The sequence below is a fragment of the Serratia sp. AKBS12 genome, assembly GCF_024793895.1.
In the GTDB taxonomy this organism is placed as follows: Bacteria; Pseudomonadota; Gammaproteobacteria; order Enterobacterales; family Enterobacteriaceae; genus Serratia_F.
In genome coordinates this window covers 79,599-105,937 of record NZ_JANUSB010000010.1, presented here as the reverse complement: position 1 = coordinate 105,937, position 26,339 = coordinate 79,599, and the positions used below count along the sequence as shown (strand labels likewise).

At 57.2% G+C, this 26,339-nt stretch carries 24 protein-coding genes and 1 tRNA gene; 10 read left to right on the top strand and 15 right to left on the bottom strand.

Annotated elements, in window-relative coordinates; all coding sequences use genetic code 11:
- Positions 1–14: 14 nt before the first annotated feature.
- The 6 genes from NYE85_RS08210 to hemW are packed head-to-tail and all read left to right on the top strand — an operon-like array spanning position 15 to position 4,183.
- A complete protein-coding gene (locus NYE85_RS08210; RefSeq protein ID WP_259004254.1) occupies positions 15–722 on the top strand; it encodes a YggS family pyridoxal phosphate-dependent enzyme in 708 nt (235 codons plus the stop codon).
- A 20-nt stretch (positions 723–742) separates the two neighbouring features.
- Complete coding sequence (gene proC, locus NYE85_RS08205; protein WP_259004253.1) at positions 743–1,564, top strand: pyrroline-5-carboxylate reductase; 822 nt, start codon at positions 743–745, stop codon at positions 1,562–1,564.
- 18 nt (positions 1,565–1,582) lie between these two features.
- Positions 1,583–2,137 (top strand): YggT family protein, encoded by a 555-nt coding sequence (locus NYE85_RS08200; protein ID WP_259004252.1) that lies wholly within the window; start codon positions 1,583–1,585, stop codon positions 2,135–2,137.
- Entirely contained in the window at positions 2,134–2,427 is a 294-nt protein-coding gene (gene yggU / locus NYE85_RS08195) for a DUF167 family protein YggU (RefSeq protein ID WP_259004251.1), read from the top strand. The genes NYE85_RS08200 and yggU overlap by 4 nt, the downstream gene beginning before the upstream one ends.
- Positions 2,428–2,445: 18 nt before the next feature.
- Positions 2,446–3,042: an XTP/dITP diphosphatase gene (locus NYE85_RS08190; protein ID WP_259004250.1), complete on the top strand. Its 597-nt coding sequence runs from the start codon at positions 2,446–2,448 to the stop codon at positions 3,040–3,042.
- Positions 3,032–4,183, top strand: coding sequence for a radical SAM family heme chaperone HemW (gene hemW, locus NYE85_RS08185; RefSeq protein ID WP_259004249.1), 1,152 nt, complete (start codon positions 3,032–3,034; stop codon positions 4,181–4,183). Before NYE85_RS08190 ends, hemW begins: the two co-directional genes overlap by 11 nt.
- A gap of 127 nt (positions 4,184–4,310) precedes the next feature.
- Here hemW and NYE85_RS08180 read toward each other — a convergent pair whose 3' ends face one another.
- The 4 genes from NYE85_RS08180 to trmB form a co-directional block, all read right to left on the bottom strand.
- A complete protein-coding gene (locus tag NYE85_RS08180; RefSeq protein ID WP_259004248.1) occupies positions 4,311–5,027 on the bottom strand; it encodes a DUF2884 domain-containing protein in 717 nt (238 codons plus the stop codon).
- Positions 5,028–5,068: 41 nt separating this feature from the next.
- Positions 5,069–5,992 (bottom strand): glutaminase B, encoded by a 924-nt coding sequence (gene glsB, locus NYE85_RS08175; RefSeq protein ID WP_259004323.1) that lies wholly within the window; start codon positions 5,990–5,992, stop codon positions 5,069–5,071.
- A 111-nt stretch (positions 5,993–6,103) separates the two neighbouring features.
- Positions 6,104–6,430: a YggL family protein gene (locus NYE85_RS08170; protein WP_259004247.1), complete on the bottom strand. Its 327-nt coding sequence runs from the start codon at positions 6,428–6,430 to the stop codon at positions 6,104–6,106.
- Positions 6,430–7,149, bottom strand: coding sequence for a tRNA (guanosine(46)-N7)-methyltransferase TrmB (gene trmB / locus NYE85_RS08165; protein WP_259004246.1), 720 nt, complete (start codon positions 7,147–7,149; stop codon positions 6,430–6,432). The genes NYE85_RS08170 and trmB overlap by 1 nt, the downstream gene beginning before the upstream one ends.
- Before the next feature lie 165 nt (positions 7,150–7,314).
- Between trmB and mutY the strand changes: the two genes are divergently transcribed.
- The 3 genes from mutY to mltC are packed head-to-tail and all read left to right on the top strand — an operon-like array spanning position 7,315 to position 9,845.
- On the top strand, positions 7,315–8,397 hold the full coding sequence (gene mutY / locus NYE85_RS08160; protein WP_259004322.1) for an A/G-specific adenine glycosylase: 1,083 nt from the start codon (positions 7,315–7,317) through the stop codon (positions 8,395–8,397).
- A 42-nt stretch (positions 8,398–8,439) separates the two neighbouring features.
- Positions 8,440–8,712 carry an oxidative damage protection protein gene (locus NYE85_RS08155; protein WP_004958724.1) on the top strand — a complete coding sequence of 91 codons (273 nt, stop codon included), beginning with the start codon at positions 8,440–8,442 and terminating at the stop codon, positions 8,710–8,712.
- Positions 8,713–8,768: 56 nt separating this feature from the next.
- Positions 8,769–9,845 (top strand): membrane-bound lytic murein transglycosylase MltC, encoded by a 1,077-nt coding sequence (mltC, locus tag NYE85_RS08150; RefSeq protein ID WP_259004245.1) that lies wholly within the window; start codon positions 8,769–8,771, stop codon positions 9,843–9,845.
- A gap of 45 nt (positions 9,846–9,890) precedes the next feature.
- Here mltC and NYE85_RS08145 read toward each other — a convergent pair whose 3' ends face one another.
- Both NYE85_RS08145 and speF read right to left on the bottom strand, forming a co-directional pair.
- A complete protein-coding gene (locus tag NYE85_RS08145; protein WP_259004244.1) occupies positions 9,891–11,066 on the bottom strand; it encodes a GGDEF domain-containing protein in 1,176 nt (391 codons plus the stop codon).
- 35 nt (positions 11,067–11,101) lie between these two features.
- Positions 11,102–13,267, bottom strand: coding sequence for an ornithine decarboxylase SpeF (speF, locus tag NYE85_RS08140; RefSeq protein WP_259004243.1), 2,166 nt, complete (start codon positions 13,265–13,267; stop codon positions 11,102–11,104).
- Positions 13,268–13,955: 688 nt separating this feature from the next.
- Between speF and NYE85_RS08135 the strand changes: the two genes are divergently transcribed.
- Positions 13,956–14,031: transfer RNA gene (locus NYE85_RS08135), tRNA-Phe, on the top strand.
- Positions 14,032–14,541: 510 nt separating this feature from the next.
- On the opposite strand, the gene NYE85_RS08130 is transcribed toward NYE85_RS08135, so the two are convergent.
- From NYE85_RS08130 to NYE85_RS08090, 9 genes are all read right to left on the bottom strand, one after another.
- The gene (locus NYE85_RS08130; RefSeq protein ID WP_259004242.1) at positions 14,542–15,915 is read right to left on the bottom strand and encodes a VasL domain-containing protein; all 1,374 of its coding nucleotides are present in this window, start codon (positions 15,913–15,915) and stop codon (positions 14,542–14,544) included.
- A gap of 169 nt (positions 15,916–16,084) precedes the next feature.
- Positions 16,085–16,540 carry a type VI secretion system baseplate subunit TssE gene (tssE, locus tag NYE85_RS08125; protein WP_259004241.1) on the bottom strand — a complete coding sequence of 152 codons (456 nt, stop codon included), beginning with the start codon at positions 16,538–16,540 and terminating at the stop codon, positions 16,085–16,087.
- Positions 16,540–17,079 (bottom strand): type VI secretion system lipoprotein TssJ, encoded by a 540-nt coding sequence (tssJ, locus tag NYE85_RS08120; protein ID WP_259004240.1) that lies wholly within the window; start codon positions 17,077–17,079, stop codon positions 16,540–16,542. The genes tssE and tssJ overlap by 1 nt, the downstream gene beginning before the upstream one ends.
- Positions 17,057–18,142: a type VI secretion system baseplate subunit TssG gene (tssG, locus tag NYE85_RS08115; RefSeq protein ID WP_259004239.1), complete on the bottom strand. Its 1,086-nt coding sequence runs from the start codon at positions 18,140–18,142 to the stop codon at positions 17,057–17,059. The genes tssJ and tssG overlap by 23 nt, the downstream gene beginning before the upstream one ends.
- A complete protein-coding gene (gene tssF / locus NYE85_RS08110; protein WP_259004238.1) occupies positions 18,106–19,860 on the bottom strand; it encodes a type VI secretion system baseplate subunit TssF in 1,755 nt (584 codons plus the stop codon). The genes tssG and tssF overlap by 37 nt, the downstream gene beginning before the upstream one ends.
- Before the next feature lie 41 nt (positions 19,861–19,901).
- Positions 19,902–21,503 (bottom strand): type VI secretion system protein TssA, encoded by a 1,602-nt coding sequence (gene tssA / locus NYE85_RS08105; RefSeq protein WP_259004237.1) that lies wholly within the window; start codon positions 21,501–21,503, stop codon positions 19,902–19,904.
- Complete coding sequence (locus NYE85_RS08100) at positions 21,503–24,958, bottom strand: ImcF-related family protein (RefSeq protein ID WP_259004236.1); 3,456 nt, start codon at positions 24,956–24,958, stop codon at positions 21,503–21,505. The genes tssA and NYE85_RS08100 overlap by 1 nt, the downstream gene beginning before the upstream one ends.
- On the bottom strand, positions 24,942–26,081 hold the full coding sequence (locus NYE85_RS08095) for a hypothetical protein (protein WP_259004235.1): 1,140 nt from the start codon (positions 26,079–26,081) through the stop codon (positions 24,942–24,944). The genes NYE85_RS08100 and NYE85_RS08095 overlap by 17 nt, the downstream gene beginning before the upstream one ends.
- Entirely contained in the window at positions 26,078–26,335 is a 258-nt protein-coding gene (locus tag NYE85_RS08090) for a PAAR domain-containing protein (RefSeq protein WP_259004234.1), read from the bottom strand. Before NYE85_RS08090 ends, NYE85_RS08095 begins: the two co-directional genes overlap by 4 nt.
- Between the last annotated feature and the right edge of the window lie 4 nt (positions 26,336–26,339).

Genomic DNA, 26,339 nt, shown 5'->3' with positions numbered 1-26,339 from the left:
CTCCTGGGTCAATCATGAGCACTATCCAACAGAACCTGCAGGATGTCAGGGGCCGTATTGATGCCGCAGCCGTAAACTGCGCGCGTGCTCCAGAAGAGGTGTCGCTGCTTGCAGTCAGCAAAACCAAACCTGTCGCGGCGATCGCAGAAGCCATTGCTGCGGGGCAGCGAGCATTTGGTGAAAATTACGTGCAGGAAGGCGTCGACAAGATCCGTCATTTCGCCACATTGCCCGACGGCGCCGGGCTGGAATGGCACTTTATCGGCCCGCTGCAATCCAACAAGAGCCGTTTGGTGGCAGAGCATTTCGACTGGTGCCACACCGTTGACCGGCTGCGGATTGCCCAGCGGCTGAGCGATCAGCGCCCGGCAGAACTGCCACCGCTGAACGTGCTGATCCAGATTAATATCAGCGATGAACAGAGCAAATCCGGCATCGCATTGACACAGTTGCCGCTATTGGCACAGGCAGTGGCGGCCCTGCCAGGGCTGACGCTGCGCGGTGTGATGGCAATACCGGCGCCGGAGAGCGACTTTTCGCGCCAGTTGGCGGTATTTCGCCAAATGGCCGCGGCGTTCCAGCAGTTGCAACTGGACTATCCACAGGTCGACACGCTATCGATGGGTATGACTGACGACATGGTCGCAGCAATCACCGCCGGTAGCACCCTGGTGCGCATCGGCACCGCGATTTTTGGCGCCCGTGATTATTCGCAGGCCTGACAGAACCAACGAGGGACGCAATGCAACATCGTAAGATTACCTTTATCGGCGCCGGCAACATGGCGCGTGCGATTATCGCCGGGTTGGTGAACGGCGGTTACCCGGCACAATTAATCAGCGTTTGCGCGCCGTCGGCTAAAAACCGCGATGCGCTGGCCGCCGATTATGGCGTAATGAGCAGCGACGACAACCTTCTCTGTGCGCAGCAGGCCGAAGTGGTGGTAATGGCGGTAAAACCGCAGCTGATGGAACAGGTATGCCAACCGCTGCGCCAGCAGGTCGATTTTAGCGGCAAACTGGTGCTGTCGATTGCCGCCGGCATCCAGGTCAGCCGTTTTTATCAGTTGCTGGGGGACAGGCTGAATATTGTGCGCATCATGCCAAATACCCCATCGCTGGTTGGCAAAGGCATGAGCGGTCTGTATGCGCCCGCGCAGGTTAGCCGGCAAGACTGCGATTTCACCGGCGAGCTGATGAGTTCGGTCGGCAAGGTGTGTTGGGTAGACGACGAAAACGGCATCAACGGCGTCATCGCCGCTGCCGGTAGCGCGCCGGCCTACTTCTTCCTGTTTATGGAATCAATGCAGCAAGAAGCGGAACGCATGGGCTTTAGCAGCCAGCAGGCGCGCGAGCTGGTGCAACAGGCCGCCAGCGGCGCCGCCGCTCTGGTGGAGGCCAATCCGCAGATAGCGCTGTCGACCCTGCGGGAACAGGTCACTTCAAAAGGCGGCACCACAGCCGAAGCACTGCGCGTACTGAATGAACAACGACTGCCTGACACCGTCGCCAAAGCGATGCAGGCCGCCGTTACCCGTGCACAAGAAATGGAAAAATCATTTTAATAGGAGAAGGGCCACTACATGTTAACGCTGACTTTTCTGGTCAAGACCGTTATTGATCTTTACGTCATGGTGCTGCTGTTGCGCATTTGGATGCAATGGACGCGCACTGACTTCTACAACCCGTTTTCACAGTTTGTGGTGAAAATCACCCAGCCGATTGTCGGCCCGTTGCGCCGCATCATCCCGTCGCTGGGGCCGATCGACAGCGCGTCGTTGCTGCTGGCTTTCCTGCTGATGACCATCAAGTATCCGCTGCTGTTGCTGATCCAGGGCGGTGCCATCTCCCTCAGTCCGTACAACCTGCTGTTTGGCCTGATTTCACTGGTTAAGTCCGCCGGTTATCTGATCTTCTGGGTGATGATTATCCGCGCGCTGATGAGCTGGATCAGCCAGGGGCGCAACGCCATTGACTACGTAATGTATCAGTTGACCGAACCCCTGATGGCGCCGATCCGCCGCGTGATCCCTGCGATGGGCGGCATTGATTTTTCGGCCATGGTGGTGATTCTGATTTTGTATCTGCTCAATTATCTGGGTATGGATCTGTTTGGTGAGATCTGGTTTTTGCTGTGAGTGCCGTCAGCGTTGAAAGAGACGGGCTGGTGGTCAGGCTGTATATTCAGCCGAAAGCCAGCCGAGACCAGATTATTGGCCTGCATGGTGAAGAAATCAAGGTCGCCATCACCGCCCCGCCGGTTGATGGCCAGGCCAATGCCCATCTGCTCAAGTTTATCGCCAAGCAGTTTAAAGTGGCAAAAAGCAATGTGACGATCGAAAAGGGTGAACTGGGCCGGCATAAGCAGTTACGCATTATGCGTCCGCAACAGATACCGCCGCCCATCGCGGCGTTGTATACAGAGTAATTATTCAAGGTTATGACTATGCAAAAAGTGGTTCTTGCCACCGGCAATCCCGGGAAAGTACGCGAACTCGCCGACCTGCTGGCCGACTTCGGCCTCGACGTGGTGGCGCAGACCGAGCTGGGGGTGGATTCGGCCGAAGAAACCGGCCTGACGTTCATTGAAAACGCCATCCTGAAGGCCCGCCACGCGGCAAAAATTACCGGCCTGCCGGCGATTGCCGACGACTCCGGCCTCGCGGTCGACGCACTGGGCGGTGCGCCGGGCATTTACTCCGCACGCTACGCGGGAGAAGACGCCTCGGACCAGCAGAATCTGGATAAACTGCTGGTGGCATTAAAAGACGTGCCGCAGGGCCAACGCGGCGCGCAATTCCATTGCGTGCTGGTGTATCTGCGCCATGCGGAAGACCCGACGCCGCTGGTCTGCCACGGCAGCTGGAGCGGGGAAATTACCTTTGCATCCGCCGGTCAGGGCGGCTTTGGCTACGACCCGATCTTCTACGTACCGGCGCTGTCACGTACCGCCGCAGAACTGTCGCGCGATGAGAAAAGCGCGGTCTCACACCGTGGCCAGGCATTGACGCTGTTGCTGGAAGCGATGCGCAATGCTCAATAATGCCGTACAACTGCCACCGCTCAGTCTCTACATCCATATTCCATGGTGCGTGCAAAAATGCCCTTACTGCGACTTTAATTCGCATGCGCTGAAGGGCGATGTACCGCATCAGGAATATGTCGATCACCTGCTGGCGGATCTGGACGCCGATCTGCCGATGACCAGCGGGCGCAGCATCAGTACCATTTTCATCGGTGGCGGTACGCCGAGCCTGCTGAGCGCCGAAGCGATGCAGTCGCTGCTGGATGGCGTTCGCGCGCGCATTCGGGTGGATGATGACGCCGAGATCACCATGGAAGCCAACCCGGGCACCGTCGAAGCCGATCGCTTCAGCGGCTACCAGCGGGCCGGTGTGAACCGCATTTCGATCGGCGTACAAAGCTTTAGCGCCGAGAAGTTAACCCGCCTGGGGCGCATTCACGGTCCGGAGGAAGCCAAACGGGCGGCACATCTGGCGACCGGTCTGGGGCTACGCAGTTTTAATCTGGATTTGATGCACGGCTTGCCGGATCAGTCGCTGGAGGAAGCGCTGGACGATCTGCGCCAGGCTATCGCCCTCAATCCACCGCACCTGTCGTGGTATCAGCTGACCATCGAGCCCAATACCCTGTTCAGCTCGCGGCCGCCGGTACTGCCGGATGACGACGCGCTGTGGGATATTTTCCAGCAGGGCCACGCGCTGCTGAGCGCCGCCGGGTATCAGCAGTATGAAACCTCGGCCTACGCCAAACCGGGCTATCAGTGCCAACACAATCTCAACTATTGGCGCTTCGGCGACTATCTGGGGATTGGCTGCGGCGCACATGGCAAACTGACCTTCAGCGACGGGCGCATCGTGCGGACGGCCAAAACCAAGCACCCGCGCGGTTTTATGCAGGGTAAATACCTCGACAAACAGCATGAAGTGGCTGCCGAAGATCGGCCGTTCGAATTCTTCATGAACCGTTTCCGCCTGTTGGAGGCCGCGCCGCGTGCAGAGTTCAGCGCCTATACCGGGCTGGATGAAAACACCATCCGCCCGCAGCTGGACGCCGCATTGGCGAAAGGCTATCTGGTCGAAACGGCGCAACACTGGCAAATCACCGAAACAGGCAAACTGTTCCTCAATTCGCTGCTGGAGCTATTTTTAGCGGACGAGTAAAAACCAAAAAGCGCTGGGATTCAGCGCTTTTTTATTGGTTTCAGTCTGGGTAAAACTCTGGCGCAAGTACCTGCTGGCAGATTGCCGCCAGACGGCCAAGCAACCGCCTGACGACTCGCCTGTGCTGTTACTTCAACGCATTAAGCAGATCTTTGCGCTGGGTTTCCAACGCGGTGACGCGGTTGCAGACGTCGTGGCCAAAGTTCTGGAAATCCTGTTCCTGATTGTTCCACTCGTTCTGAATAGCCTTTTGCAAACCGCCCAGGTTGCCCATGATCGCCTGCAACGGGTTACCGCCGCTGTTGGCCGCCTGTTTGACGCCCATTTCGTTCAGGCTGTCTTGCAGCACGCCGCCCATACTTTGCTGCACGATATTGCGGCCATCCTGTTCGACCTGATCGATGGCTTTATGATGGAAAGCCAACCCGTCGTTGCGGTGCTCGATAATGCGGTTCATCTGCTGCTTCAGCTGCTGGTTCAGCGTGGTCAGACGATTGCGTACGTTGCTGTCGCTGCCCAGTTCCTTGACGATCACCTTATCCAGCGCCACACGGGCTTTTTCCAGGTGCTGCTGCGCGCCGTTGTCAATCCACGGCAGTTCCTTGCGCAGGGCGCTCTGGTAGCTGAACGCCTTCTGGCGCTGGGTATCATTGAGGGTCAGCGGTTGCCCGTTACGGGTTACGTCGCCATCCGGTGAAATTTGCAGATTGCCGCTGGTGCCCACCACCTGCACATTCTGTTGGCTGATAATCACGTCATCCTGTGGCTTGACGGCACATTGATAGGCGGCATGCGCCTGCGATGCGGTTAGCAACAGCAAGGCCAACCCGGTTTTCTTCAACATAGTATCTCCTGAGACTCCCTTCCAACCGTAACAGCGGGGGATTAAAAAATCGAACGGCTAATTCGTTGAGACAACAGTTCCAGCGCCGCAGTTCCCGCCAGCGAGTTACCGGACGGATCCAGTTCCGGCGACCAGACCACGATCGCCATTTCGTCCGGTACGATGGCGACAATACCGCCGCCGACGCCCGACTTGCCCGGCATGCCGACCCGATAGGCAAATTCACCGGCACCGTCGTACATGCCGCTGGTCATCATCAGCGCATTGATCTGCCGCGCCTGCAACGGGGTGATCACCTCATTGCCCTGCAGATCGCGGCCGTGGTTCGCCAGATAAACGAAGCCGCGCGCCAGTTCCTGGCAGCTCATGCGCAGCGCGCAATAGTGGAAATAGGTTTGCAGTACGGTGAGCACGTCGTTTTCGAAATTACCGAACGATTTCATCAGATAGGCGATCGCCGCATTGCGATCGGAGTGTTCGAACTCGGAGCGAGCCACGCGGGCGTCGTAGGCCAGGTCATCTTCGCCGGTCAATTGTCGCACTACTTCCAGCATCCGCTGTTTTGGCGCGCTGAGCCGGGTTTGCAACATGTCGCAGACCACCAGCGCGCCGGGATTGATGAACGGGTTGCGCGGCTTGCCCTGCTCCATTTCCAGTTGCAACAGCGAGTTGAACGGCAAACCGGACGGCTCTTTACCGACCCGCTGCCAGATTTCGCTTTCCTGATAGCGTGTCAACGCCAGCGTCAGGCTGAGCACTTTGGATATCGACTGAATGGAAAACCTTTCGGCGGCGTCGCCGGCCTGGAACATGTTGCCGTCAACGGTGCAAACGGCGATACCCAGGCGATTGGCCGGCACCTCTGCCAGCGCGGGGATGTAATCGGCGACTTTACCGCTGCCGATCAGCGGGCGAACCTGTTGCAGGATCTCTTCCAGCAACGCGTTATCCAATGTTATTTCCACCAGGCCATGCTCCAGGCAAAACAAAGGCGCCATTAAGGCACCTTCAAACAACTCTGCTGTATGACGATAACCGGCCAGTCGCAGCTGGCCTCAACGCTGAATCTCGCGGAATCAATCCCACCAGATGTCAAACAGATCGCTGACCTTCACATCGGACAGCTTGCGTGCTTCCAGCCAGTTTTTGACCAGTTCACGGTGTTGGTCGGTGCATTGACCAATCTTCTGCAGGCAAATCAACCCTTCCCATTGCAGGTAGCCGCTGCCGTCAAACGCCAGGCCGTTCGGCTCGATCACTTCGTCAATGAACGCATCCAGCGTGCCGTCGATATCCTCAACCGCGGTGCCTTCGGCGAAACGCCAGGCGACGGAAAAGCCCAGCTCCTGAAACTCATCAATGTGCAACTTCTTACGTAAACGACGACTGCGGTTGTTAGCCATTATGCCTTCCTCTCAAACATCAAATCCCAAACGCCGTGTCCCAGACGCTGGCCGCGTAGTTCAAATTTAGTCAGTGGACGTGAGTCCGGGCGCGGCACGTAATCGTGGTTTTCCGACAGATTACGGTAATTCGCCACGCCGTTCATCACTTCCAACATATGTTCCGCATAGGGTTGCCAATCGGTGGCCATATGGAATACGCCGCCGACCTTCAGCTTGCGCAGCACCAGTTCAACAAACGGTGTCTGTACGATGCGGCGCTTGTTGTGGCGCGCCTTGTGCCACGGATCCGGGAAGAACAGTTGCACCATATCCAGCGAGCCGTCCGGGATCATGTTTTCCAGCACTTCGACCGCATCGTGGCACATCACCCGCAGGTTGCTCAATTGCGCCTCGTGAGCATCGGCCAGGCAGGCACCGACGCCTGGCGAATGAACTTCAATCCCTAAAAAGTTCTGCTGCGGGTTGTTGCCCGCCATGGTCACCAGCGAAGCGCCCATACCAAAGCCGATTTCCAGCACCACCGGTGCATCGCGGCCAAACAGCGCGGTCAGATCGACAGCCTGCGCCTGATACTCCACCCCCATCACCGGCCAATAGTTTTCCAGCGCGTGCTGCTGGCCTTTGGTCAACCGCCCCTGGCGGCGCACAAAGCTGCGGATACGGCGCATCGCGCGGCCGTTCTCATCAAATTCCGGAGAGATGACGTCATTAATCATAGTGCTTTCTGTCTGTTTGGCTGCCAATTAGGGAAACGCGCATTATGCAAAGATAGACTGGTTTAGCAAGTGTTCATATTTTAACGTCGGAAAGTTCCGGTTTACACCACCCGGACTCTATGCTGCAATCGCGCATCAAATATCAGCCTGATACGATACCCGATGATGATGCAAGCACAGCAGTTCTCGCACGTGGTGCTTGACTGGTACCAGCGCTACGGCCGCAAAACCCTGCCGTGGCAGCTCGACAAGACGCCTTATCAAGTTTGGCTTTCTGAAGTCATGTTGCAACAGACTCAGGTTGCCACCGTCATTCCTTATTTTCAGCGATTTATGGCACGTTTTCCAAACGTGCGCCAGTTGGCCGAAGCGCCGCTGGACGAAGTGCTGCACCTGTGGACCGGGCTCGGTTATTACGCCCGCGCCAGAAACCTGCACAAGGCGGCGCAGACCATTGTCGCACAGCACGGCGGCGAGTTCCCGACAACCTTTGAACAAATCGCCGCGCTGCCGGGCATCGGCCGTTCCACCGCCGGTGCCATCCTGTCGCTGTCGCTCGGCCAGCACTACCCGATCCTCGACGGCAACGTCAAACGGGTGCTGGCACGCTGCTATGCGGTGGAGGGCTGGCCGGGTAAAAAAGAGGTCGAAAATCGCCTGTGGCAAATCAGCAGCGACGTGACGCCGGCTAACGGCGTCGGCCAGTTCAATCAGGCGATGATGGATCTGGGCGCCATGGTGTGCACCCGTTCCAAACCCAAATGCGAACTGTGCCCGCTCAACGTCGGCTGTATCGCCTATGCCAATCACAGCTGGGCGAAATACCCCGGCAAAAAACCCAAGCAGACGCTGCCGGAAAAATCGGCCCATTTTCTGTTACTGCAACGCGACCAGAGCGTATGGCTGGAACAGCGACCGGCCGTGGGGCTGTGGGGCGGCCTGTTTTGCTTCCCGCAGTTCAGTGAGCGGCAGGCATTGGAACTCTGGCTGCAACAACGCGGTCTGAAAGACGATCGGTTGCAGCAGTTAACCGCATTTCGCCATACTTTCAGTCACTTCCATTTGGACATCGTGCCAATGTGGCTGCCGGTGCAGCAGGTCGGTAGCGCCATGGATGAAGGCAACGGTCTCTGGTATAACTTAGCGCAGCCGCCGTCGGTCGGGCTGGCCGCACCGGTGGAACGCCTGCTGCTGCAACTGGCCAAGCAGCCCCCGGCTCAGCCATCTTTATACCCGTCTGATTTTTAAATAAAAAAAACAACGGGCTAGCGTTATCAACGAGGAGTTAGCATGAGCAGAACCATTTTTTGTACCTACCTGCAACGCGAGGCCGAAGGCCAGGATTTCCAACTGTATCCGGGCGAGATCGGTAAACGCATCTATAACGAAATCTCGAAAGAAGCCTGGGCAGAATGGATGAAGAAGCAAACCATGCTGATCAACGAAAAAAAGCTCAATATGATGAACCCAGACGATCGCAAGCTGCTGGAAGCGGAAATGGTGCGTTTTCTGTTTGAAGGGCACGACGTCCACATTGAAGGCTATACACCGCCGAGCGAATAATCTGTTTTGGGGCCGGGCGCTGGCCCCTGCATCACCCAAAAATATTACGGCTTAAGATGAAGAAAATTTTAGCTTTGCTAGTGATAGCACCCTTGCTGATTTCCTGTTCCGGTAAAAAAAGCGACGAGTTCAACGAAGCCTGGGTAAAAGACACCAACGGCTTCGACATTCTGATGGGCCAGTTTGCCCATAACATCGAGAACATCTGGGGTCTGAACGAAGTTCTGATCGCCGGGCCGAAAGATTACGTCAAATATACCGATCAATATCTGACGCGCAGCCACATCAACTTTGATGCGGGCACCATCACCTTTGAAACCATTTCCCCGACCGATCCGGCCGACAGCCTGCGCAAGGCGATCGTCACCACCCTGCTGATGGGCGACGACCCAAGTTCGGTGGATCTGTATTCCGACGCCAACGACATCCAGATCAGCAAAGAGCCGTTCCTGTATGGCCAGGTACTGGACAACAATGGCGAAGCGATCCGCTGGGAATGGCGCGCCTCGCACTTTGCCGATTATCTGGTACAGAACAAGCTGCAAAAACGCACCTCCGGCCTGCACGTGATCTACTCGGTCACCGTGCAACTGGTGCCCAACCACCTGGACAAGCGCGCGCACAAATACCTGCCGATGGTGCGTAAGGCGGCCGAAAAATACGGTGTGGAAGAGTCGTTGATTCTGGCCATCATGCAAACCGAATCGAGCTTTAACCCGTATGCGGTCAGCGGCTCCGATGCGCTGGGCCTGATGCAGGTGATGCAGCACACCGCCGGCAAGGACGTGTTCAAGATGCGCGGCAAATGGGGCACGCCAAGCCGCAGCTATCTGTTTGACCCGGCGAACAACATCGATACCGGTACCGCTTATCTGGCGATTTTGCAGAATAACTATCTGGGCGGCATTCAGAACCCGACCTCGCGGCGTTATGCGGTGATTACCGCCTATAACGGCGGCGCGGGTAGCGTGCTACGGGTATTCTCAAGCGACAGGACCAAAGCGGTCAGCATCATCAACGGCATGCAGCCGGGCGATGTATACACCACATTGACCAGCAAGCACCCGGCCGGCGAGTCTCGCCGCTATCTGGTGAAGGTGAACAACGCGCAGAAGAGTTACCGCCGCCGCTAAGCGCAGTTATCTCAAGGCCGGGATCGATATCCCGGCTTTTTTACATTAGCTGTCGGCAACCTGATAACTGCTGCGCCCCTGAGATTTGGCCTGATACAGCGCCCGATCGGCACTGGCGATCAGCCGTTGCTTGTCGACGCCAGGCCGCCACTGGGCAATGCCCTGACTAACGCTGACCCATGGCGACACGCCGGATTGCGCATGCGGAATTTGCAACGCCGCCACCTGCGTCTTGATGCGTTCGGCCACCGCCACGGCTTCATGCAGGTCGGCCTTCGGCAGCAGAATGATAAATTCTTCGCCACCGTAACGTGCAACCAGATCCTGCGAACGCCGCACGCAGCGCAGAAAACATTCCGCCAGCCGCACCAGACACTCATCGCCAGCCTGATGCCCATAGTGGTCGTTATATTTCTTAAAATAGTCAACGTCGATCAGGATCACTGAAAAATGCTCTACCCCTGAGGATTCGCGGACAAATACCGAATCGAAGTAGGCATTGAAGTAGCGGCGGTTGGACAGACCGGTCAATGGATCGCGGTGCGCCAGCTTGCTCAGGCGCTCAATCAGACGCCGGTTTTCCCGCTCACGTTCCATCGCCAGCATAAACCACTTTTCCAGCATCCGTTTGGCGGAGTAGAGCAGTATCAGTATCAGCGCATATGAGGCCAGGTTAACCAGAGAGAATGCGCCGCGAATCACAATGTTTTCGCCAATCACCATACTGAGGATCGGCACCGAAAACAGAAACAGCAGCATTGGAGACAGGTAAAACGGGATCAGCGCCGAGAACATCAACGCGACGGTCAATGGGTAAATCAGGTTAACCGCGTTAAGGTCAATCAGGTGATCGAACACCACGCACCACAATAGCGCCAACAGCGCCACGCAGCCCACCAGCACCCACCAGGCGCCCCGCTTGCTGTGCGGTGTGAGCAGTTTCAGTATCAGATACGCCAGGGCAGACACCAGCGATACCGCGACGATTGCCGGCGCATTCTGCATGAAATCCGCGCTTGAATCGTAATCGGTTGAACGAAAACGATGGAAAAACAGAAACAGGGATACCAGAAGATTGACCAATAAAAACCAGCCGAAACTGTAAAAGATCGCGTCACGCTTTTCGCTTGCCACCCAGGCAGAATAATTTTTATCTTCCATCACCATGCCTATTGCCAGTAGCGCTTCATTCACTGTAGTGGCGCCGGCCTTATTTGTCACATCCGCACTTCGGGCCGGCAGCGCCGGCCCTTGCATCATGCCTGCTTGATCATGTAACCAAATATACGCTTCCAGCCATGATCTTTCTTTTCAATATAGACCCCTTGCAGCTCCGGCGAGAACCCCGGCAGGCGGTTGATGCCCGCTTCCAGCGCCAGGAAGTAGCGCTGAACCGCCCCACCCCACACTTCGCCCGGCACCACGCACAGCACGCCTGGCGGATAAGGCAGCGCGCCTTCGGCGGCAATGCGCCCCTCGGCCTGGGCGATCGGTACCAGTTCGACGTTGTCGCGAATGAACTCCACGTTGGCATCCTGCGGATTCATCATCACCGGCGGGAAATGATCCTGCCGGAACATCTCTTTTTGCAGTTGCTTAACGTCATAGCTGACGTACAGATCGTGCATTTCCTGACACAGCTGGCGCAGGGTATAGCCGCGATAGCGCTGCTCGTTCTTGCGATAAACCGTCGGCAATACCTCACTCAGCGGTGCGTCCTGTTCAACGTAACGTTCGAACTGCACCAGCATATCCACCAGATGCGCCATCTTGGCCGGGTTCTCCGCCGGCGTCAGCAGGAACAGGATCGAGTTCAGATCGCATTTTTCCGGCACGATGCCGTTTTCCCGCAGGAAGTTGGCCAGAATGGTGGCCGGAACGCCGAACGCGCTGTACTGGCCGGTAACCGCATCAATGCCCGGCGTGGTCAGCAGCAGCTTGCAGGGATCGACCAGATACTGATCCTGCGCGTAACCGGCAAAACCGTGCCACGACTCGCCCGGTACAAAGGTAAAGAAGCGCGCATCGCTAGCAATTTCATCGGTGGCAAACGTCTGCCAATCCTGCCCGGCAACCTGCAACGGAATAAACGGCTTCAGCTGCGAGCAACGTTGCAACAGCTGCTTGCGCGTTTCGATCCCCAGCTTCACACAATCCATCCACATGCGGCGCCCTGCCTCGCCGGCGTGCATTTTGGCGTTAACGTCCAGCGCGGCAAACAGCGGGTAAAACGGGCTGGTCGAGGCGTGCAACATAAAGGCATTGTTGAGGTGCTTATGGTTGCAGTGACGCTTCTGCCCTTTGATGTGCTCGTCTTTTTTGTGGATCTGCGAGGTCTGCGAAAAACCGGCCTGCTGCTTGTGCACCGACTGGGTAACGAAAATGCCCGGATCGAGTTCATCCAGTTCCAGCAGCAACGGCGAGCACTCCTTGAGCATCGGAATAAAGCCTTCATAACCCACCCAGGCGGAATCAAACAGGATGTAGTCGCACAGATGACCGATGGTGTCGATAACCTGGCGGGCATTATAAATAGTCCCGTCATAGGTACCGAGCTGGATGATGGCCAAACGGAATGGCCGCGCCTCGCCGGCCTTGTGCGGCGCGACTTCACGGATCTGCGCCCGCAGATAATCTTCATCGAAGCAGTGGGCATCGATGCCGCCAATAAATCCAAACGGATTACGCGCGGTTTCCAGATATATCGGCGTCGCCCCCGCCTGTAGCAATGCGCCATGGTGATTGGATTTATGGTTGTTGCGATCGAACAACACCAGATCGCCACGCGTCAGCAAGGCGTTGGTCACCACCTTGTTCGCCGCCGAGGTGCCGTTCAGCACAAAATAGGTCTTATCGGCGTTAAATACCCGCGCCGCATGTTTTTGCGCATCTTTGGCCGAACCTTCGTGGATCAGCAGATCGCCGAGCTTAACGTCGGCATTGCACATATCGGAACGGAACAGGGTTTCACCGTAAAACTCGAAGAACTTGCGTCCGGCCGGATGCTTGCGAAAAAACTCGCCGCCCTGATGCCCTGGACAGGCAAAGGTCGAGTTTTCCATTTCCACATAGGTCTTCAGCGTTTTGAAAAACGGCGGCAGCAACGCCTGCTCGTAGGCATCCGCCGCCGCTTCCAGCTGCGCCATGTAAAACGCCTTGGTGGCATGGCTCAGGGCGAATACGCCGGTAATAAACGGCAGGTAATCCGGCGAAAGATGCTCTTGCCCCTCAACGGCAACGAAGGTCGGGATGGCAAACCCGGTGGCCTGTAAATGCGTCAGGATGCCGGCGTCAACGTCCTTGACGGACACCACCACCGCCGCCACATCGGTATAATCGGTCTGCTCGATGCGCACCACTTCACGCAGGGTTTCGATGCTGGCGACCAGGCCGGCGCTGGTTGCTATTTTCAATTCTTTCATAGAGCTAACTCTCAAACTGTTAAGGATGAGGGTGTGCCATGGGCACGTGATGAGATAACTGCGGTTATCCCGGCAAATGACGCCCGGCAGCGCTTGAGACAGGCGTAACCGGCTGATGAACGGGCATCAGGCAACTATCGGCAACTGGGATCGGCAGCGTCCGATAGGCATCAGTAAAATCAGAGCGTTGGCTCTATTTTTAATAATGCCTAACAGCGAGCATCGGCTGGCCTTACCGCATACAAAGATGGGAGGATCGGGAGAATGGTGTTCGGTAAAAAGCACGGCGGCGGGAAGGCATCTGTAAATGTCTGGTGCGCGATGGCGCTAGTGCTACAAAACCAGTCATGCCCGTAATCCTCTGCTTAGATCAGCGAGATCGCCGTTATATGATATGGGGTGATAAAATTTGCGCAATGATTGCATGTTTCATTGCGTGGTTCAAGTGACAATTCCTGTGGAGATGACTGCATTTTTTTATGCAAATCGTTGTAATTTATGAGTTTAAAATAAAGCACAGTAAAATCAAAACGGTATAAGGACACGGAGTTACTGCATAATTATCAGGCGATAGCCGCCACCTTCGGTGCCGCGCCGTGGCTAACTGACTGAAAATAGAGCAACTGAACGGCTTTGTGACAGAAACCCGTTGACGGCGGGCGGCCTTTACGGTTTAATGCGCCCCGTTGCCCGGATAGCTCAGTCGGTAGAGCAGGGGATTGAAAATCCCCGTGTCCTTGGTTCGATTCCGAGTCCGGGCACCATATTTAGAAGAACCCGCCTATGGCGGGTTTTTTGCTTTCTGGCATACGGACTCTCCATCGAACTACGTTCGATTATTCGGCCTGATGGCCTCCCCCTGCGGGCCAACGCCAAGCGTTGTTCCATCCGTCGCACACGACGGTGGTCCGAGTCCGGGCACCATATTTAGAAGAACCCGCCTATGGCGGGTTTTTTGCTTTCTGACATACGGACTCTCCATCGAACTACGTTCGATTATTCGGCCTGACGGCCTCACCCTGCGGGCCAACGCCAAGCGTTGTTCCATCCGTCGCACACGACGGTGGTCCGAGTCCGGGCACCATATTTAGAAGAACCCGCCTATGGCGGGTTTTTTGCTTTCTGGCGTACGGACTCTCCATCGAACTGCGTTCGATTATTCGGCCTGACGGCCTCACCCTGCGGGCCAACGCCAAGCGTTGTTCCATCCGTCGCACACGACGGTGGTCCGAGTCCGGGCACCATATTCATATCAACGGATCTCCTCCCTGCTATTAGTCACGTTGTTTTTCCTGCGCCAGCGTAGAGATTTGCGCCCGGAGACGTTGCTCGACCTGCCGGACCTGCTGCTGACGCTGCAGCGCGCCTTCAGGCAACTGATTCAGCAGACGAAACTGTTCTTCCACCGGCACGGTCTGCCTAAAGCTTGTCAGCACGCCAAAGACCTGCGATTTAAGTTCACTGACGGTGATGTATTTTCCCTTCTGACCGTCAAGCGCATTCAGTTTATCGGCAAGTGTCTGAAGCTGTATCATGCCTTCATGCCAGCTATTCATTGCATCAGTTGACAACGCTGAGACGTGAACCTGTTGTTGCCACTGTTGTATCAGTGGCTTAGCCTGCTCCGGCCACAACGCCTGAACCTGTTCGATGAGTTTTCTGCCGTATGCAATATTCCAGTCAGGCGGCAACTTATCCAGTCGGGCAAGCTGCCGCTGTGTCTGGGCAATAAGGTCCTGCGGTAACGGAGTCTGCTGACGCAACATCTCCAGTTGTTCAGGCGTGAGAGTGGCAGGGAACGGAGCCAGTGAGGCTGTAAGCTGAACCTGTAACGGATCAGGCCGGTGAAGATACTGCCAGCTCCATATGGCAACGATGCTTATCAGCAGCATGGTACACATCCCGGCAACGAAGGATTTCCACTTTTTGACCGGAGTCGGCATTGCCGCCAGCACCTCCACGTTAGGTTGATGTCCCGGTTGCGCAACGTAAACCCACTGCACTGCGCTGTCTGGCGCCCGAACATCGTCAGACGGACTACCAGCATGGGAGCCTGTTGATATTTCTGCCCTATTGATTACGCTGGCAGGCAACACGATACCAGTCTGAATGGCTGTGTCTGAGTCAGAACTTTCCAGCCTGGCAGCACTGTTGTGCAGCAGAGTACGCAACGTATCGAGCTGGCTCAGATGCTTAAGCTCCAGACGCTGCAACACCGCCCCCAGACCGGTAAGCAGCTGCTCCGCCCGATACAGCTGGCTGAGGTCGCTGTAATTTAGCGGGAGCGAGCGCATCCGTTGCTGCAGGCGCTGACTCAGACTGCTGAGGATTTCCATGCGGGCATGGACTGGCTGCGGCCACAGCGCCCCCCACTGATGGCTTATCAGGGCATCCATTATCGCCAGCCCTTCATTAAGCCCGAATAAGCCGGCCAGTTGCGTACGCGCAAGCGTGTACCAGGCCGCCGTCTGTAGCTCCACACCGTTCTGCTCAAACAGTGAGAGGCAGAGTTTTTCGACATATCGCCAGTTCACATCCGGGCGAGCCGGATGCGTCAGCTTACTCAGTTCATCACGCAGGGCGGCATAATCCGGTAGCGTGCGCGGGTCACCGCCGGTTTTGATTTTACGATGAGTAATGTCATTCATGGCTGAATATCCATATGAAGGGTGTGGTGCTGTACTTCCTGTTTATGCAGCTTCGCGCGGATCTGCAGGTACTGCCAGGTTAACCGCTATGGCAGAAGCGCTAAAATCAGACCAAAAAAAGTACTTTCATCAAAAGGTTGTCCAGATCGGGATAAAGCACCTGTCGGTGTTACAGACGGGTTGCTGTGTCGAGATACTGCTGTTGCTTCAGATGCCTCAGCATCACTCGTCCCTCGGGCATAAACTCGGTGCCGTAACGCACAAGGCCAATGCCCTTCAGCTCAGCATCAATGGCGTAGCGCAGTTCGCCGGGGACGTTCTGCTCCAATAAAACAACCGTTATTTTTTTCAGGCGCGGCTCATATTTGAGCAGAACAGCAGACAGGGTGCTCATCAGCTCATGGGCAGTCCCCGGCATGCCCTGCAAGATTTTGGTCATGTCGGGCAGCCCGTAGTCCGGCAGATGCGCCAACGTGCCGGCACGGCAGTTAAGGATGCGCTGTATGTTATCCAGCACCGAGAGGATGACCTGATGTTCTTCACTGACATGATACAGAGCAAGCCCTCCGGTAAAATGACCGGTGAGCATTTCATACAGTGAAGGCGTGTTATGTCCCTGGGGCATCAGTTGTCCTTGAGCGGTTGCAGCGCCAGATAATTGTTACCAGCTTCCAGAATGCGCGGCTTATCCGGGTCAAGGTCCTCGCGCCCTATCACCAGCTTCCAGGTGTTGTTGACCATATCCGGTTGGCGGAACAGCCCTGCCACCGCCACAAACTGAGCATCAGCCTCCATCGGCATATTCAGGTTCACATCACCGCCCGGCTTCACCACCACATCACGGCTCGCCAACAAGTCAGTTTTCAGAATGGCCTCTCCGTCTTTCAGCAACTGCTGGTAGACCGTTTTGTCGAAGGCTTCGCGGTCTTTCAGCTGGTAGACACGGACCACCACCGGCTCAGACAGCGAGTTGCTCTCGCGTGAATCGGTGTTCAGCGCTTCGCGAGCGGTGAAATCCAGGTGCAGCACCTTAATCTTTTTGTAGAACACGGTGTTAAATGCCGATTTGGTGCCATCGCTGACGCTCTGGGTCAGGCCGCAGCCGGACAGGCTTATAGCCAGCGGCAGCAGGCCGAAGGTTTTAGTTAAACTTATACGTAACACGTCGGTTTCCTTGTTGTGGTGTTGCAGGCTCCATGCCGGTGTAGCAGCCCAGCGCCGTCGTAAAGGTCGGTGGAATGTCATCCGCCAGCTCCTCACTCTCCGCCCCCAGTACGCCATTCATGCCCAGCCAGAACGGCCCGTCGCCGAGCGGTGGAGCGGCTAGCTGCCGGGTCCGGGTGGTCAGGGTGATTTTTGCCTTAAAGCGCCAGCCGAGATAGACCCGCAGCATCACCAGAAAATCCTGATACAGCAGGCCATCCGGTTTCCAGCCATGCGTCTCCTGTTCGTTATCCGTCGTGAGCGCAATCAGCAGCTGGCTGTTGACGTCCATTGCTTCATCACCCAGCGGTGAATTGCCGTCCAGCAGAAAATCGTCATCACCGTAAAAGCCCAGTGGCCGAGTAACCTCCACCGGCCGCAGACAATACGGGCTCACCTGCACCCTGGTATCAGGCGCCAGCAGGCTCACCAGCGCCTGCATCCCTTCCTGGGTTTTACCGGGCTGCTGCAACACGCCGAGCAGCGACAGAAAGCGGGATAGCGGGGTGGCGATATGCTCTGCGGTGCCCGGTATGCCCAGCCCCACCAGACCTAATAGCGACTGCGAAATGCTGTCGTTCCCGCCGGGTTCAAACGTGGCCGGGTACGAGTATTTTCGCCAGATGCGGTAAAACTGCGTCAGGATGCGGTGGCTGAAGATATCCAGAAAACCCTGCAGCGCTTCGTGCCCTTCCCGACGCTGGGTAATGTCATCGAGATACGCCGTTGGCAGCGGCGAATCCACGCCGTACATGCCCATAAACGTGGCGCGGATGAGCGGTGGCCTGCTGTCATCATCCTCGTCATACTCAACGGCTTTGAGTTCGCTGGCCGGAAAGCCCATCCCCGGATGCGGTGCAAATCGCACCGGGTCATCACCGGGATGGCTGGTTGAGCCCATCAGCGGCCGGTCCGGATTCAGCTTCTCCAGCAACTGGCATAAACGGTAAAAGTTAATGCGGTTAAGGTCAGCCTCTAGCCGCGGGGTCAGCCGGGAATGCGGCGGTTGTGCTTCTCTTCCCATTCCAGGCGTTCTCCGGTCGGTTGCAGGATGATAATCAGGCGGTTAAACAGATAGATATCGGTATACAGCGCGAAGAAGCGGCTCAGCATCTCGCCAAACAGGCAGATGTCGCCGCGTCCGGCAAAGCCGTGACCGTCCAGCGTCACTTCAATCTGCACACCACGCACCAGGTAGCCCTGCTCAAAGCGTTCCGTTTCACTGTGCTTCACGTCGACAATCGCTTCCAGGCGGCGGCGGTTCACCTCGCTGTCGGTCCACTCGTACAGTGCCAGGGTTCCGCGTAGCACTTCAGCGTTGTCCAACATCGACAGGAAGCCGCTGCCAAGATGGCTTAGCACACGCCAGTGAAAACGATCCTGTGCCGGGGGATAACAGGGTTGCGTCGGCGCACACAGGTTACGCACGGCAATACTGGCCGAGGTGGTTTTCATTACCGTATCGAGCACGGTGCTCTGCAACGCCCGGCGAGGTAGCTGTCCGTTGGTGCCGGTGAGCGTCAGCGACAGGCTTTCATCCTCCGGCACCGTGTGGTTATCCAAGGCTTCGCCGCCGAGGATAAGCCAGGTGTTATGCAGCCCGGACGGACCGCGGCGCACGCGGGTGTGATAGTAATACTCCGGAGCCGCATGGCGCATCATTCCCCCCTTGTGGCGGAAGCTGGAGAACGGCACATAGGTATGCTGGCTCGATGACATCACCGAATCGACCGCATAAATCTCGGTATGACCATCCTGCACGCGCATCGGGCGCAGCATGTATTCGGTCTGCAGGGAGTTGAGCGTCAGCGGGTCGGACTCCAGCGGGAACAGGTTAATCACCGGCACACAGTTCAGGCGCAGATGCTTTTCAGTAAAGCTGAAGTCATGCTCCCAGCGCTCCGTCAGCACCACGTCGATTTCAAACCATGGGAGCTCGGCCGCAAAGACCACGGTCTCAAGCCCACGCAGGCTCGTGAACATGAATTTCTCGCGGAAGGTGAAGTACTCCAGCAGCAGCTGATAGCCGCTAAAGCTGCTGCTGCCCTTCGGCCACAGTTCGTCGTCATCGCCAAAGCCCAGCGCGGTGAAATATCCGTCAAGTGGCCTTCTGTCCGTGTCGCCCGGTATGCGCAGCCAGAGGCGGGCAGCGTTCATGGTAAAGGCTTCATGCATGGCGCAGGCTAGCGGTGCGTCTGCATTGAAGTAGAACGGGATCTGGCTGAGATCGACACGGCTCCAGTCGGCGAGATGGCTGCAGTTAAACCGCAGCGTGATGACCGAGCGACCATCCGGATCGGTTGCCAGACGCGCAGTTTCAAGTGACAGAGGCTGAAGGGTGATCTCTTTGGTGGTGGTGTACCGGCAGCGCGTGCCCTTCTCACCGATCGGCCGTGAGTTCACCTCAAAGCCTTTGACAATGCGCATCTGCTCTTTCATCTCACGCCAGTCAGGGGTGAATTCCACCACCGACATTGACGGAATGGTACGCAGGTAATGCGGCCACAGCAGGCTGACCAGCCCTTCGGTCAGTTCAGGCAGGTCGTCATCAAGCTTTTCACGCAGTCGCCCCATCAGGAAGGCAAAGCCCTCGAACAGCCGCTCCACGTACGGGTCGCGCGCGCCCGCTTTATCGAGATTGAGCATCGCCGCCTGCTCGGGGTGAGCACGGGCAAACTCTTCACCGGCTTCCAGCAGGTAGCGCATTTCAGCGTCATAATAACGCAGGGTTAAATCGTCCATAAAAACCTGAATATGTGTGTTTTAAAGGTATGCCAGGCGTTTTACCCGCAAAGCACTGCACTGCTGGCCGGATCGAGCGCAATCAGACCCGCCAGAAGCAGGTCCATCTCTGGCTGTAACCGTGATTTATCGGTTTCACTGCGGGCGGCTTTCATACGCAGCAGTCTGAGGCGACGCGATTTCACTTCAAACAGCAGCGCCGGGGTCCACTGCGTGAGGGTGATTGACTGTGCGGCGCTGTCGAGCTCACCCAGCAGATGCAGGGCCAGTTCATTTTTGCCCTTCTGCTCGGCCACGCGGACCATCAGCAGACGCAGCAGCCATTTGTCTTTTGTAGAGTCTGCACCCGGACGGGTCTGCAGCCAGTGGAGTGTGGCATCCAGACCGTCGGTGTCCGCTTTCTCCAGCGCTTCCGGCTCGAGGACCAGAATATCGTTATCCGTCTCACCGACGGCGCTGACCGGTTCATCCCGCCAGCCGGCCATATCGCCCAGCACGCTCTGATTTATCCAGTTCAGCGTCACTTCATCGGCAAACGGCGTACCGTCGTTAAAGGCCAGGGTTTCAAGCCCGGTAAGGCGGCGCAGTAGCCCTTTCAGGTCCGCGGCGATGATATCAGCCAGTACATCCTGCCCCGACTTCACCAGAGCCTGGTGGATATACCACTGCAAATCCAGCCAGAGGTGATTGGCACCACGCGAGAAGGTGCTGTCTGCCTGCTCCAGTATCTCCAGCCAGCTCTGTTGCAGATACAGGCGTTTGAGCATCGCCCGCTGGTCAGCCCGCGGCGGTTCGATTCGGGTTTTCCCCTGTGCATCCGGAGCAGGAATACTGTGCAGCGTGTCATGACGCAGGCTTTTCATCAGTCGGTGTGCCGCAAACCAACCATCGGGTTGTTCACGCAGATACCCCGTCAGTGTACGGGCCTGAGCCAGTAAATCCTGGCCGGAGGTAATGCGGCTCAGCACTGGCGCATCCTGCTCTGTCGTGTGAGATGGCTGCTGCGCACGTATCTGACTGCTGGCGTTCTGCGGTACCACCGCATCCATACCACCGGCTTTAATCAGGCGGGACTCCAGAGCGCCGTATAGTGCATTGAGCTCCGGCCGTGACGCTTCAGGCTCTGTCTCCAGGCTGTCAGTAATCAGCAGTAGCGCCCCGGCGGTACGCTGTGCATCCTCACGCACTACCTCCGGCCAGAGTGACAGACTGTCCAGAACCCGGGAGCCTGCGAGCCACTCCAGCGCGGGTTTACGGCTCCGCTCGCGCTGTGGATGAAGTTGCGTTCCATAGCGCTGTAGCAATCCCGCCAGCAATTCAAGCCCTTCGGCAAAGCCAGCTTCGCCATCCTGGTGCAGGCGCGCCCAGCAGTAATAGGTGGCAACCCGCATATCTTTGGCCCCGGTGGTCAGTAACTTTTCGGCAAGCGTGCAAATCAACCCGGTATCGATGCCGGAGAGCTTGTTGACCTCTTCCCGGATACGCTGAAAATCATCGTCATATCCCGGGTCTTCCCCTTGGGGACTGGCAACGCTTACCGGAGCAAGCCAGGGCTGCCAGTTTTCCGTGCGTGTCTGCGCCTGTTGCCGCAACTGAGCATCGTCAGCCTGACAGGCGGCAACCAGATTATGCAGTGTGCCCATTATTCGACTCCCTCCCTGTCATTGTTTTCCGTATTAGCCATCAGCGCCTGTGCGGTGGCTGCGCTGTCGACACTGAATATCTGATCCGGCAGCGTGAAACCACGCAGATCCAGCAGCGCCAGCGGACCTTTTCCGAGTTGTGAGCGCAATACCCACTGCAGGGTGCGACCGTCCGGTGCGGTAAAGCTCATCATCCACTGGCTGCGGTCAAGCTGCGCACACTTTCCCTGGTCCAGCCAGCGAATAAAGCCCCAGGTCCCGCTGTAATCCCCGAACAGGCGCGCGCCGGCGTTTACCGTAGTCCAGGTCAGCATCGTCCCCGGCTTGTAAGTGTCTCCCGGCCAGCGGAAGCTTTGCCAGTCGGCCATCTGGTTGAAGTAGTGCAGCTTTTGTCCATCAATGGTTAACTGCGTCTCCACCACCTGCGGCACAGGACGCGCCTGCAACTCAAAGCTGATGCCCTGGCTGCCATCGGTGAACAGAATGTCCGACAGCTGGCTCAGCTGGTTAATGGCCCGCAGGAAGGTCGGGTTAAAGCTCAGCCCCTGGCTGTTGACCTTATCCGGCACCCACTGACTACCCTCTTTGTGCAGCACACCGCTGAGCTCCGTGGTCAGGAAGCGTTCAATACGTCCGCTGTCCTTGCGCACGAACTCGGCCAGCATTGGCAGAGAAGCATCGCTTTTACTGGTCGCAAACGGGAAGCGCCCGTCAAAGGCGGTTTGCCAGTTCGCAACCACCGAGCGGCTCCATTTGTCATTCAGACTGGCTGCCGATGGCTGAAGCACGGTCTCCCAGGCCTGGGTCAGCGGCTGCACAAACATCGTGCTGCCAAAACCGCTCCACTCCTCGCCAAGGCTGGCCGCAATCAGACTGCCGTACTGCTGGGTGTCGGTCAGGTCCACGCTTTTGCCTTGGAACACGGTCTGCGCCAGAGTCTGCATCATCGCCTGCGGGTCAGAAGCGCTGGCCACCTGTTGCAGTCGCAGACGCACGCGGGTGATGCGGGTCAGGTAGGTTTGCAGGCTCAGGGAATTGTCAGCCGACATCACATTGCTGCCTTTGTTTTTACCCAGAAGCTGAAGCAGCGGGCCAAAGGTTTCATCCAGCGGCCCCTGCGGGCCTGACGCAGACTGGTCAATCGCAGGTTTGTCCTGTCCGCCCACCAGATCTTTAGCCGATTTGATGATGGAATCCGAAAGACCTTCGCTTTGCTGGCCGGTCTGCCCCTGCCAGGCGAGGGTATTCATCAGGGCAATCAGCGGTGACTGGCGGGCATCGCTCATCAACGTCAGTTGGTCGGTAACGTCCGCAATGTTGTTTGCAGGATTAAGTCGCAGACTGTTGAGGAAGCTCAGCCAGCTGCCGGCAAAGTCGGTGAAGTAGCGCTGGGTGAGGCGGGCTTTCAGGGCTTCCGGCGACAGGTCTGAAGAGATGGCTTTCCGGCTGTCACTCAGCACCCAGTCGATTTCATCCCGGCGCGATGTTGCGGCCTTTTCGATAGCCTGCTGAATGCCGCCTTTCCAGGCCTGGCGGGTGAACATGCCCGGCACCATCGCCTCAGTGGTAAACAGGCGGCGCGCATCGGTACCGCTGGTCATATCTTCTAGAGAGACATCGGCAAAGTTACGACGCACGGATTTGAGCATGTTCTCATACAGCGTGCTTTCGGCGTTACGCCTTCCAATTTGCTGCAACAGCACCTGGCGACTCTGGCTCACCAGTTGCGCATCCGGCGTGATTTTCCATTGTGGTTGCTCAGGCAGTTCAGAGATATAGAAGGCCCATAAATCTGGCGACAGGCTCTGCCACAGTCCGGTTGAGATGCCCATTCGCATCGGCTGCACGGTTTTCATAGCTTGCGCGTAAAACGCACCATCGGCTTTATCCGGGCGGGCCATCATCAGCCAGGCTTTAAGCTGGTCATAACCCGGTTTCGCCAGCTGTGCTCGCTGGTCACTGTTGGGGGCAGAGTTTGCAAGCGCGGTGAGTTTTTGCGTCAGCGCCTGATTCGCCGGGTCGCGTATCAGGCGGTTGTTCGCCACGCCGTACCAGGGCAGCATCGCGTCGAGCAACTGCTGGTTATGGTCCAGACCGAAGCGCTGGTACCAGGGTGCACCTTCCTGAATACGGTGCTGCAGGCGGCCGGCGTCATTACGTAGCGTATGCAGCGCCGTCAGCTGGTAATCCGCTACGGAAGGATGATCCACCAGAGCATGCGCCTGCTGCGCCACAGAGACAATCTGCATGCGGTTGACCGCGAACGACAACAGTGTACCCGCTCCCCAGATACCAATGATGGCCATCAGCGTCCAGGCAAGGGTCTGTTCCCACGCCATACCGACACGGCGGCCACGTACGCGGGTGCAGTCATCCACGATGCCCTGCCAGGTTACTGGCAGGGTCAGCGCATGGCGTTGTGATTCGGGGATATACTTCTCTGTATCAGCCGGCGTGAAAGCGGCAACCGCCGCCTCAACTGAGCCAGTCGATTTTTTCTCCGGCAGGCTGAACATCAGGCCACGCAGCGGAACGCGCTGCTGTGAGACAGACAGCCATGGCGCCAGTTGCTGCGTCCAGCGGGCGATACCGCCATCTTTGAGGTGCTGGCCCAGGCGCATCAGGAAGTCATAGCCGTTGTTCTCAGCGACCTGACTCACCCCCTGCGCCCGCAATGCTGGCAGCATCAGTTCAAGCTGGCGGCTAATATCGTCAGGCTTAGCACGCAGCGGGAAGCTTGCCCCTACCGCCTGCTCAGTGCGTTTTGCCTGCGACCACTTGCTGTCGCATAGCTGCCACAGCCAGACCGGGGCGGAATAACGCAGCAATTCACTGATTTTTTCCAGTCCACGTAAATCGTTGTCGCTGATTTGGGGCGTAAGATTAAGCGACTCAGGCATGACGCGTACAATACCGTCCAGTGGGCGCCCGCGACGCAGTTTTCGCAGCGTGGTGTATTTTTCCTTATCGGGCTCGGCGGTCAGGCTGCCGCCGTAAAGCAGCACGGTACGGTTGCCTTCAAGCCACTGCCGCTGTTGTAGGCCAGGTATCAGTGGTTTAATCGCAGCTTCGTCACCGGTAATCAGCAACAGGCGAACCTTGTAGCGCCAGAAGAGGCTATAGCGCGATCGGAGGTGTGTCTTCAGCAGTCCGTAAGCCGCTTCGTGCCCCATAACCTTTGCAGGTCTACGCTTGTGGGATGACGGCGGGCTAACCTTATCCTTAATCAATAACCGAAAGGCCATAAAACCCAGTACCAGCATGCTGAGCGCAATTCCCCAGACGATAAAGCCAGAGACGATAAGCGGACGCAGCGTTTCCCATTCCGTTGAACGTTCGGTCGCCCACAGCCACCATGCCACTCCGCCCAGTAGTACCAGTAAAGTGGTCACAGCAATACAGACAGTTGCCGTGGCTGCCACAGAAATGGCAGCAGGCTTATTGACGTTGTCCATCAGGTTTTACTATTCCAGTTGCGAGGGTGTTCATCGGGTCGCGGGCAATCCAGCCGCACGGTTGTTGGTGGTGCGCGGCATAGATTGCCGCCAGGGATAAAACAATCAGAGTTTCCATATCGCCAACCTCCCCCCAGTTGGCGTCCTGCAGATGCTGGCTAACATCCCAGCCACTGCTCACCAGCGCCTCGAGGCCGGGTCGGGAAAACAGCGTACAGGCCTCCGGTGGGTCTTTCAGCTCGCTCTGTTCCAGTGCACGGGCGAACACGGTGAGCAATATGTCGCCTTGATCTGGCGAAAAAGTTTCACCACGCGTCAGTTGTACCGGGCCATTACGTCCGGCCAGCCACAGTGCCGCAGATTCTCCGGCGGGATGCGCTGTACCCGGCTGCGCCGCAATGACCTGACACCCAGCGATCAGCATCGTGTCATCAGGTTTGGCCCCGGCAAGCTCGCTCGCTATTTCAGCCAGACTGGCTTCCCCTTGCCAGGGCTCAGGCCGGGCTGGCAGCGCAATGTCCGGGAAGGCGAGCGCCATCTGTGCGCGAAATGCCTGCCAGGTGATGTCGGCCCCCTGCCAGTAGCAACGCAGCGGTGGAGCGAGTTTTTTTGCACTACGCTGCTTTTGCCACTCAATAACCAGCAGTTCCGCCAGCCGCTTTTCACGAGCGGTGGCATCTATAACCGAAATTTGTGGCAGTCTTAGTGCACTGCCGCCGCCCTCTTTGTTTTCCTCCGGAGGGCGTTGTTCACGGTTAAGCACACGCAGCCAGTCAACTGAACGCGTACCTGCAGGCCCCAGCAACAGGCCTTCTTTTAACCAGAGCGGCTGGCGGTGCGCAGCCCACCACTGCTGCTGTTCATAAGCCACCAGCTGATAGTAGAAAGCGGCGTTATGCACGCTGACGCGATAGTACAGCAGCCGCACAAGCCAGCCAGCGCCCGACAGCAGCAGTGCCACCAGCATAATGGCGGCCACCAGCGAGCTTTTACCCTCGGCAGAGGGCAACAGTCCGCCAGCACCTCCGCCGATCAACACCAGCAGAGCCGTGGCCGACAGCCACCTTGCGGTACCAGGCGGATGCGCCGTTTTGTACTGCGGATAATCAGGAGCTGATCTCACTGGTCAATACCGCAGTCAGGAAACGAGCTGAGCAGCGTACAGCCGCAGGCACAGTGGTGACCATGCAGCGCGACGGGTTGTCCATCAACCGTGGTCAATGTGCTACCTTCCGCGATGGTCGTCATACCGTGTTTGTTACAACGAACCGGATCTCCCTTACAGGCAAATCCCTGACCAAAACACTGGTAGTGCCCTCCTAATACCTTGCCACCATATTCCCGCAGGCTGTCTCCTTTACGGATGACTTTACTCATCGGT

Excerpts from the sequence above, each read along its gene's own strand:
- NYE85_RS08210 (WP_259004254.1), top strand. The coding sequence starts at position 15 with ATGAGCACTATCCAACAGAACCTGCAGGATGTCAGGGGCCGTATTGAT.
- tssA (WP_259004237.1), bottom strand. The coding sequence starts at position 21,503 with ATGGGCACACTGCATAATCTGGTTGCCGCCTGTCAGGCTGACGATGCT.
- hemW (WP_259004249.1), top strand. The coding sequence starts at position 3,032 with ATGCTCAATAATGCCGTACAACTGCCACCGCTCAGTCTCTACATCCAT.
- tssF (WP_259004238.1), bottom strand. The coding sequence starts at position 19,860 with ATGGACGATTTAACCCTGCGTTATTATGACGCTGAAATGCGCTACCTG.
- NYE85_RS08200 (WP_259004252.1), top strand. The coding sequence starts at position 1,583 with ATGTTAACGCTGACTTTTCTGGTCAAGACCGTTATTGATCTTTACGTC.
- mltC (WP_259004245.1), top strand. The coding sequence starts at position 8,769 with ATGAAGAAAATTTTAGCTTTGCTAGTGATAGCACCCTTGCTGATTTCC.
- NYE85_RS08155 (WP_004958724.1), top strand. The coding sequence starts at position 8,440 with ATGAGCAGAACCATTTTTTGTACCTACCTGCAACGCGAGGCCGAAGGC.
- NYE85_RS08170 (WP_259004247.1), bottom strand. The coding sequence starts at position 6,430 with ATGGCTAACAACCGCAGTCGTCGTTTACGTAAGAAGTTGCACATTGAT.
- mutY (WP_259004322.1), top strand. The coding sequence starts at position 7,315 with ATGATGCAAGCACAGCAGTTCTCGCACGTGGTGCTTGACTGGTACCAG.
- proC (WP_259004253.1), top strand. The coding sequence starts at position 743 with ATGCAACATCGTAAGATTACCTTTATCGGCGCCGGCAACATGGCGCGT.
- trmB (WP_259004246.1), bottom strand. The coding sequence starts at position 7,149 with ATGATTAATGACGTCATCTCTCCGGAATTTGATGAGAACGGCCGCGCG.
- NYE85_RS08130 (WP_259004242.1), bottom strand. The coding sequence starts at position 15,915 with ATGAATGACATTACTCATCGTAAAATCAAAACCGGCGGTGACCCGCGC.
- tssG (WP_259004239.1), bottom strand. The coding sequence starts at position 18,142 with ATGGGAAGAGAAGCACAACCGCCGCATTCCCGGCTGACCCCGCGGCTA.
- NYE85_RS08100 (WP_259004236.1), bottom strand. The coding sequence starts at position 24,958 with ATGGACAACGTCAATAAGCCTGCTGCCATTTCTGTGGCAGCCACGGCA.
- NYE85_RS08180 (WP_259004248.1), bottom strand. The coding sequence starts at position 5,027 with ATGTTGAAGAAAACCGGGTTGGCCTTGCTGTTGCTAACCGCATCGCAG.
- NYE85_RS08090 (WP_259004234.1), bottom strand. The coding sequence starts at position 26,335 with ATGAGTAAAGTCATCCGTAAAGGAGACAGCCTGCGGGAATATGGTGGC.
- speF (WP_259004243.1), bottom strand. The coding sequence starts at position 13,267 with ATGAAAGAATTGAAAATAGCAACCAGCGCCGGCCTGGTCGCCAGCATC.
- NYE85_RS08190 (WP_259004250.1), top strand. The coding sequence starts at position 2,446 with ATGCAAAAAGTGGTTCTTGCCACCGGCAATCCCGGGAAAGTACGCGAA.
- tssE (WP_259004241.1), bottom strand. The coding sequence starts at position 16,540 with ATGCCCCAGGGACATAACACGCCTTCACTGTATGAAATGCTCACCGGT.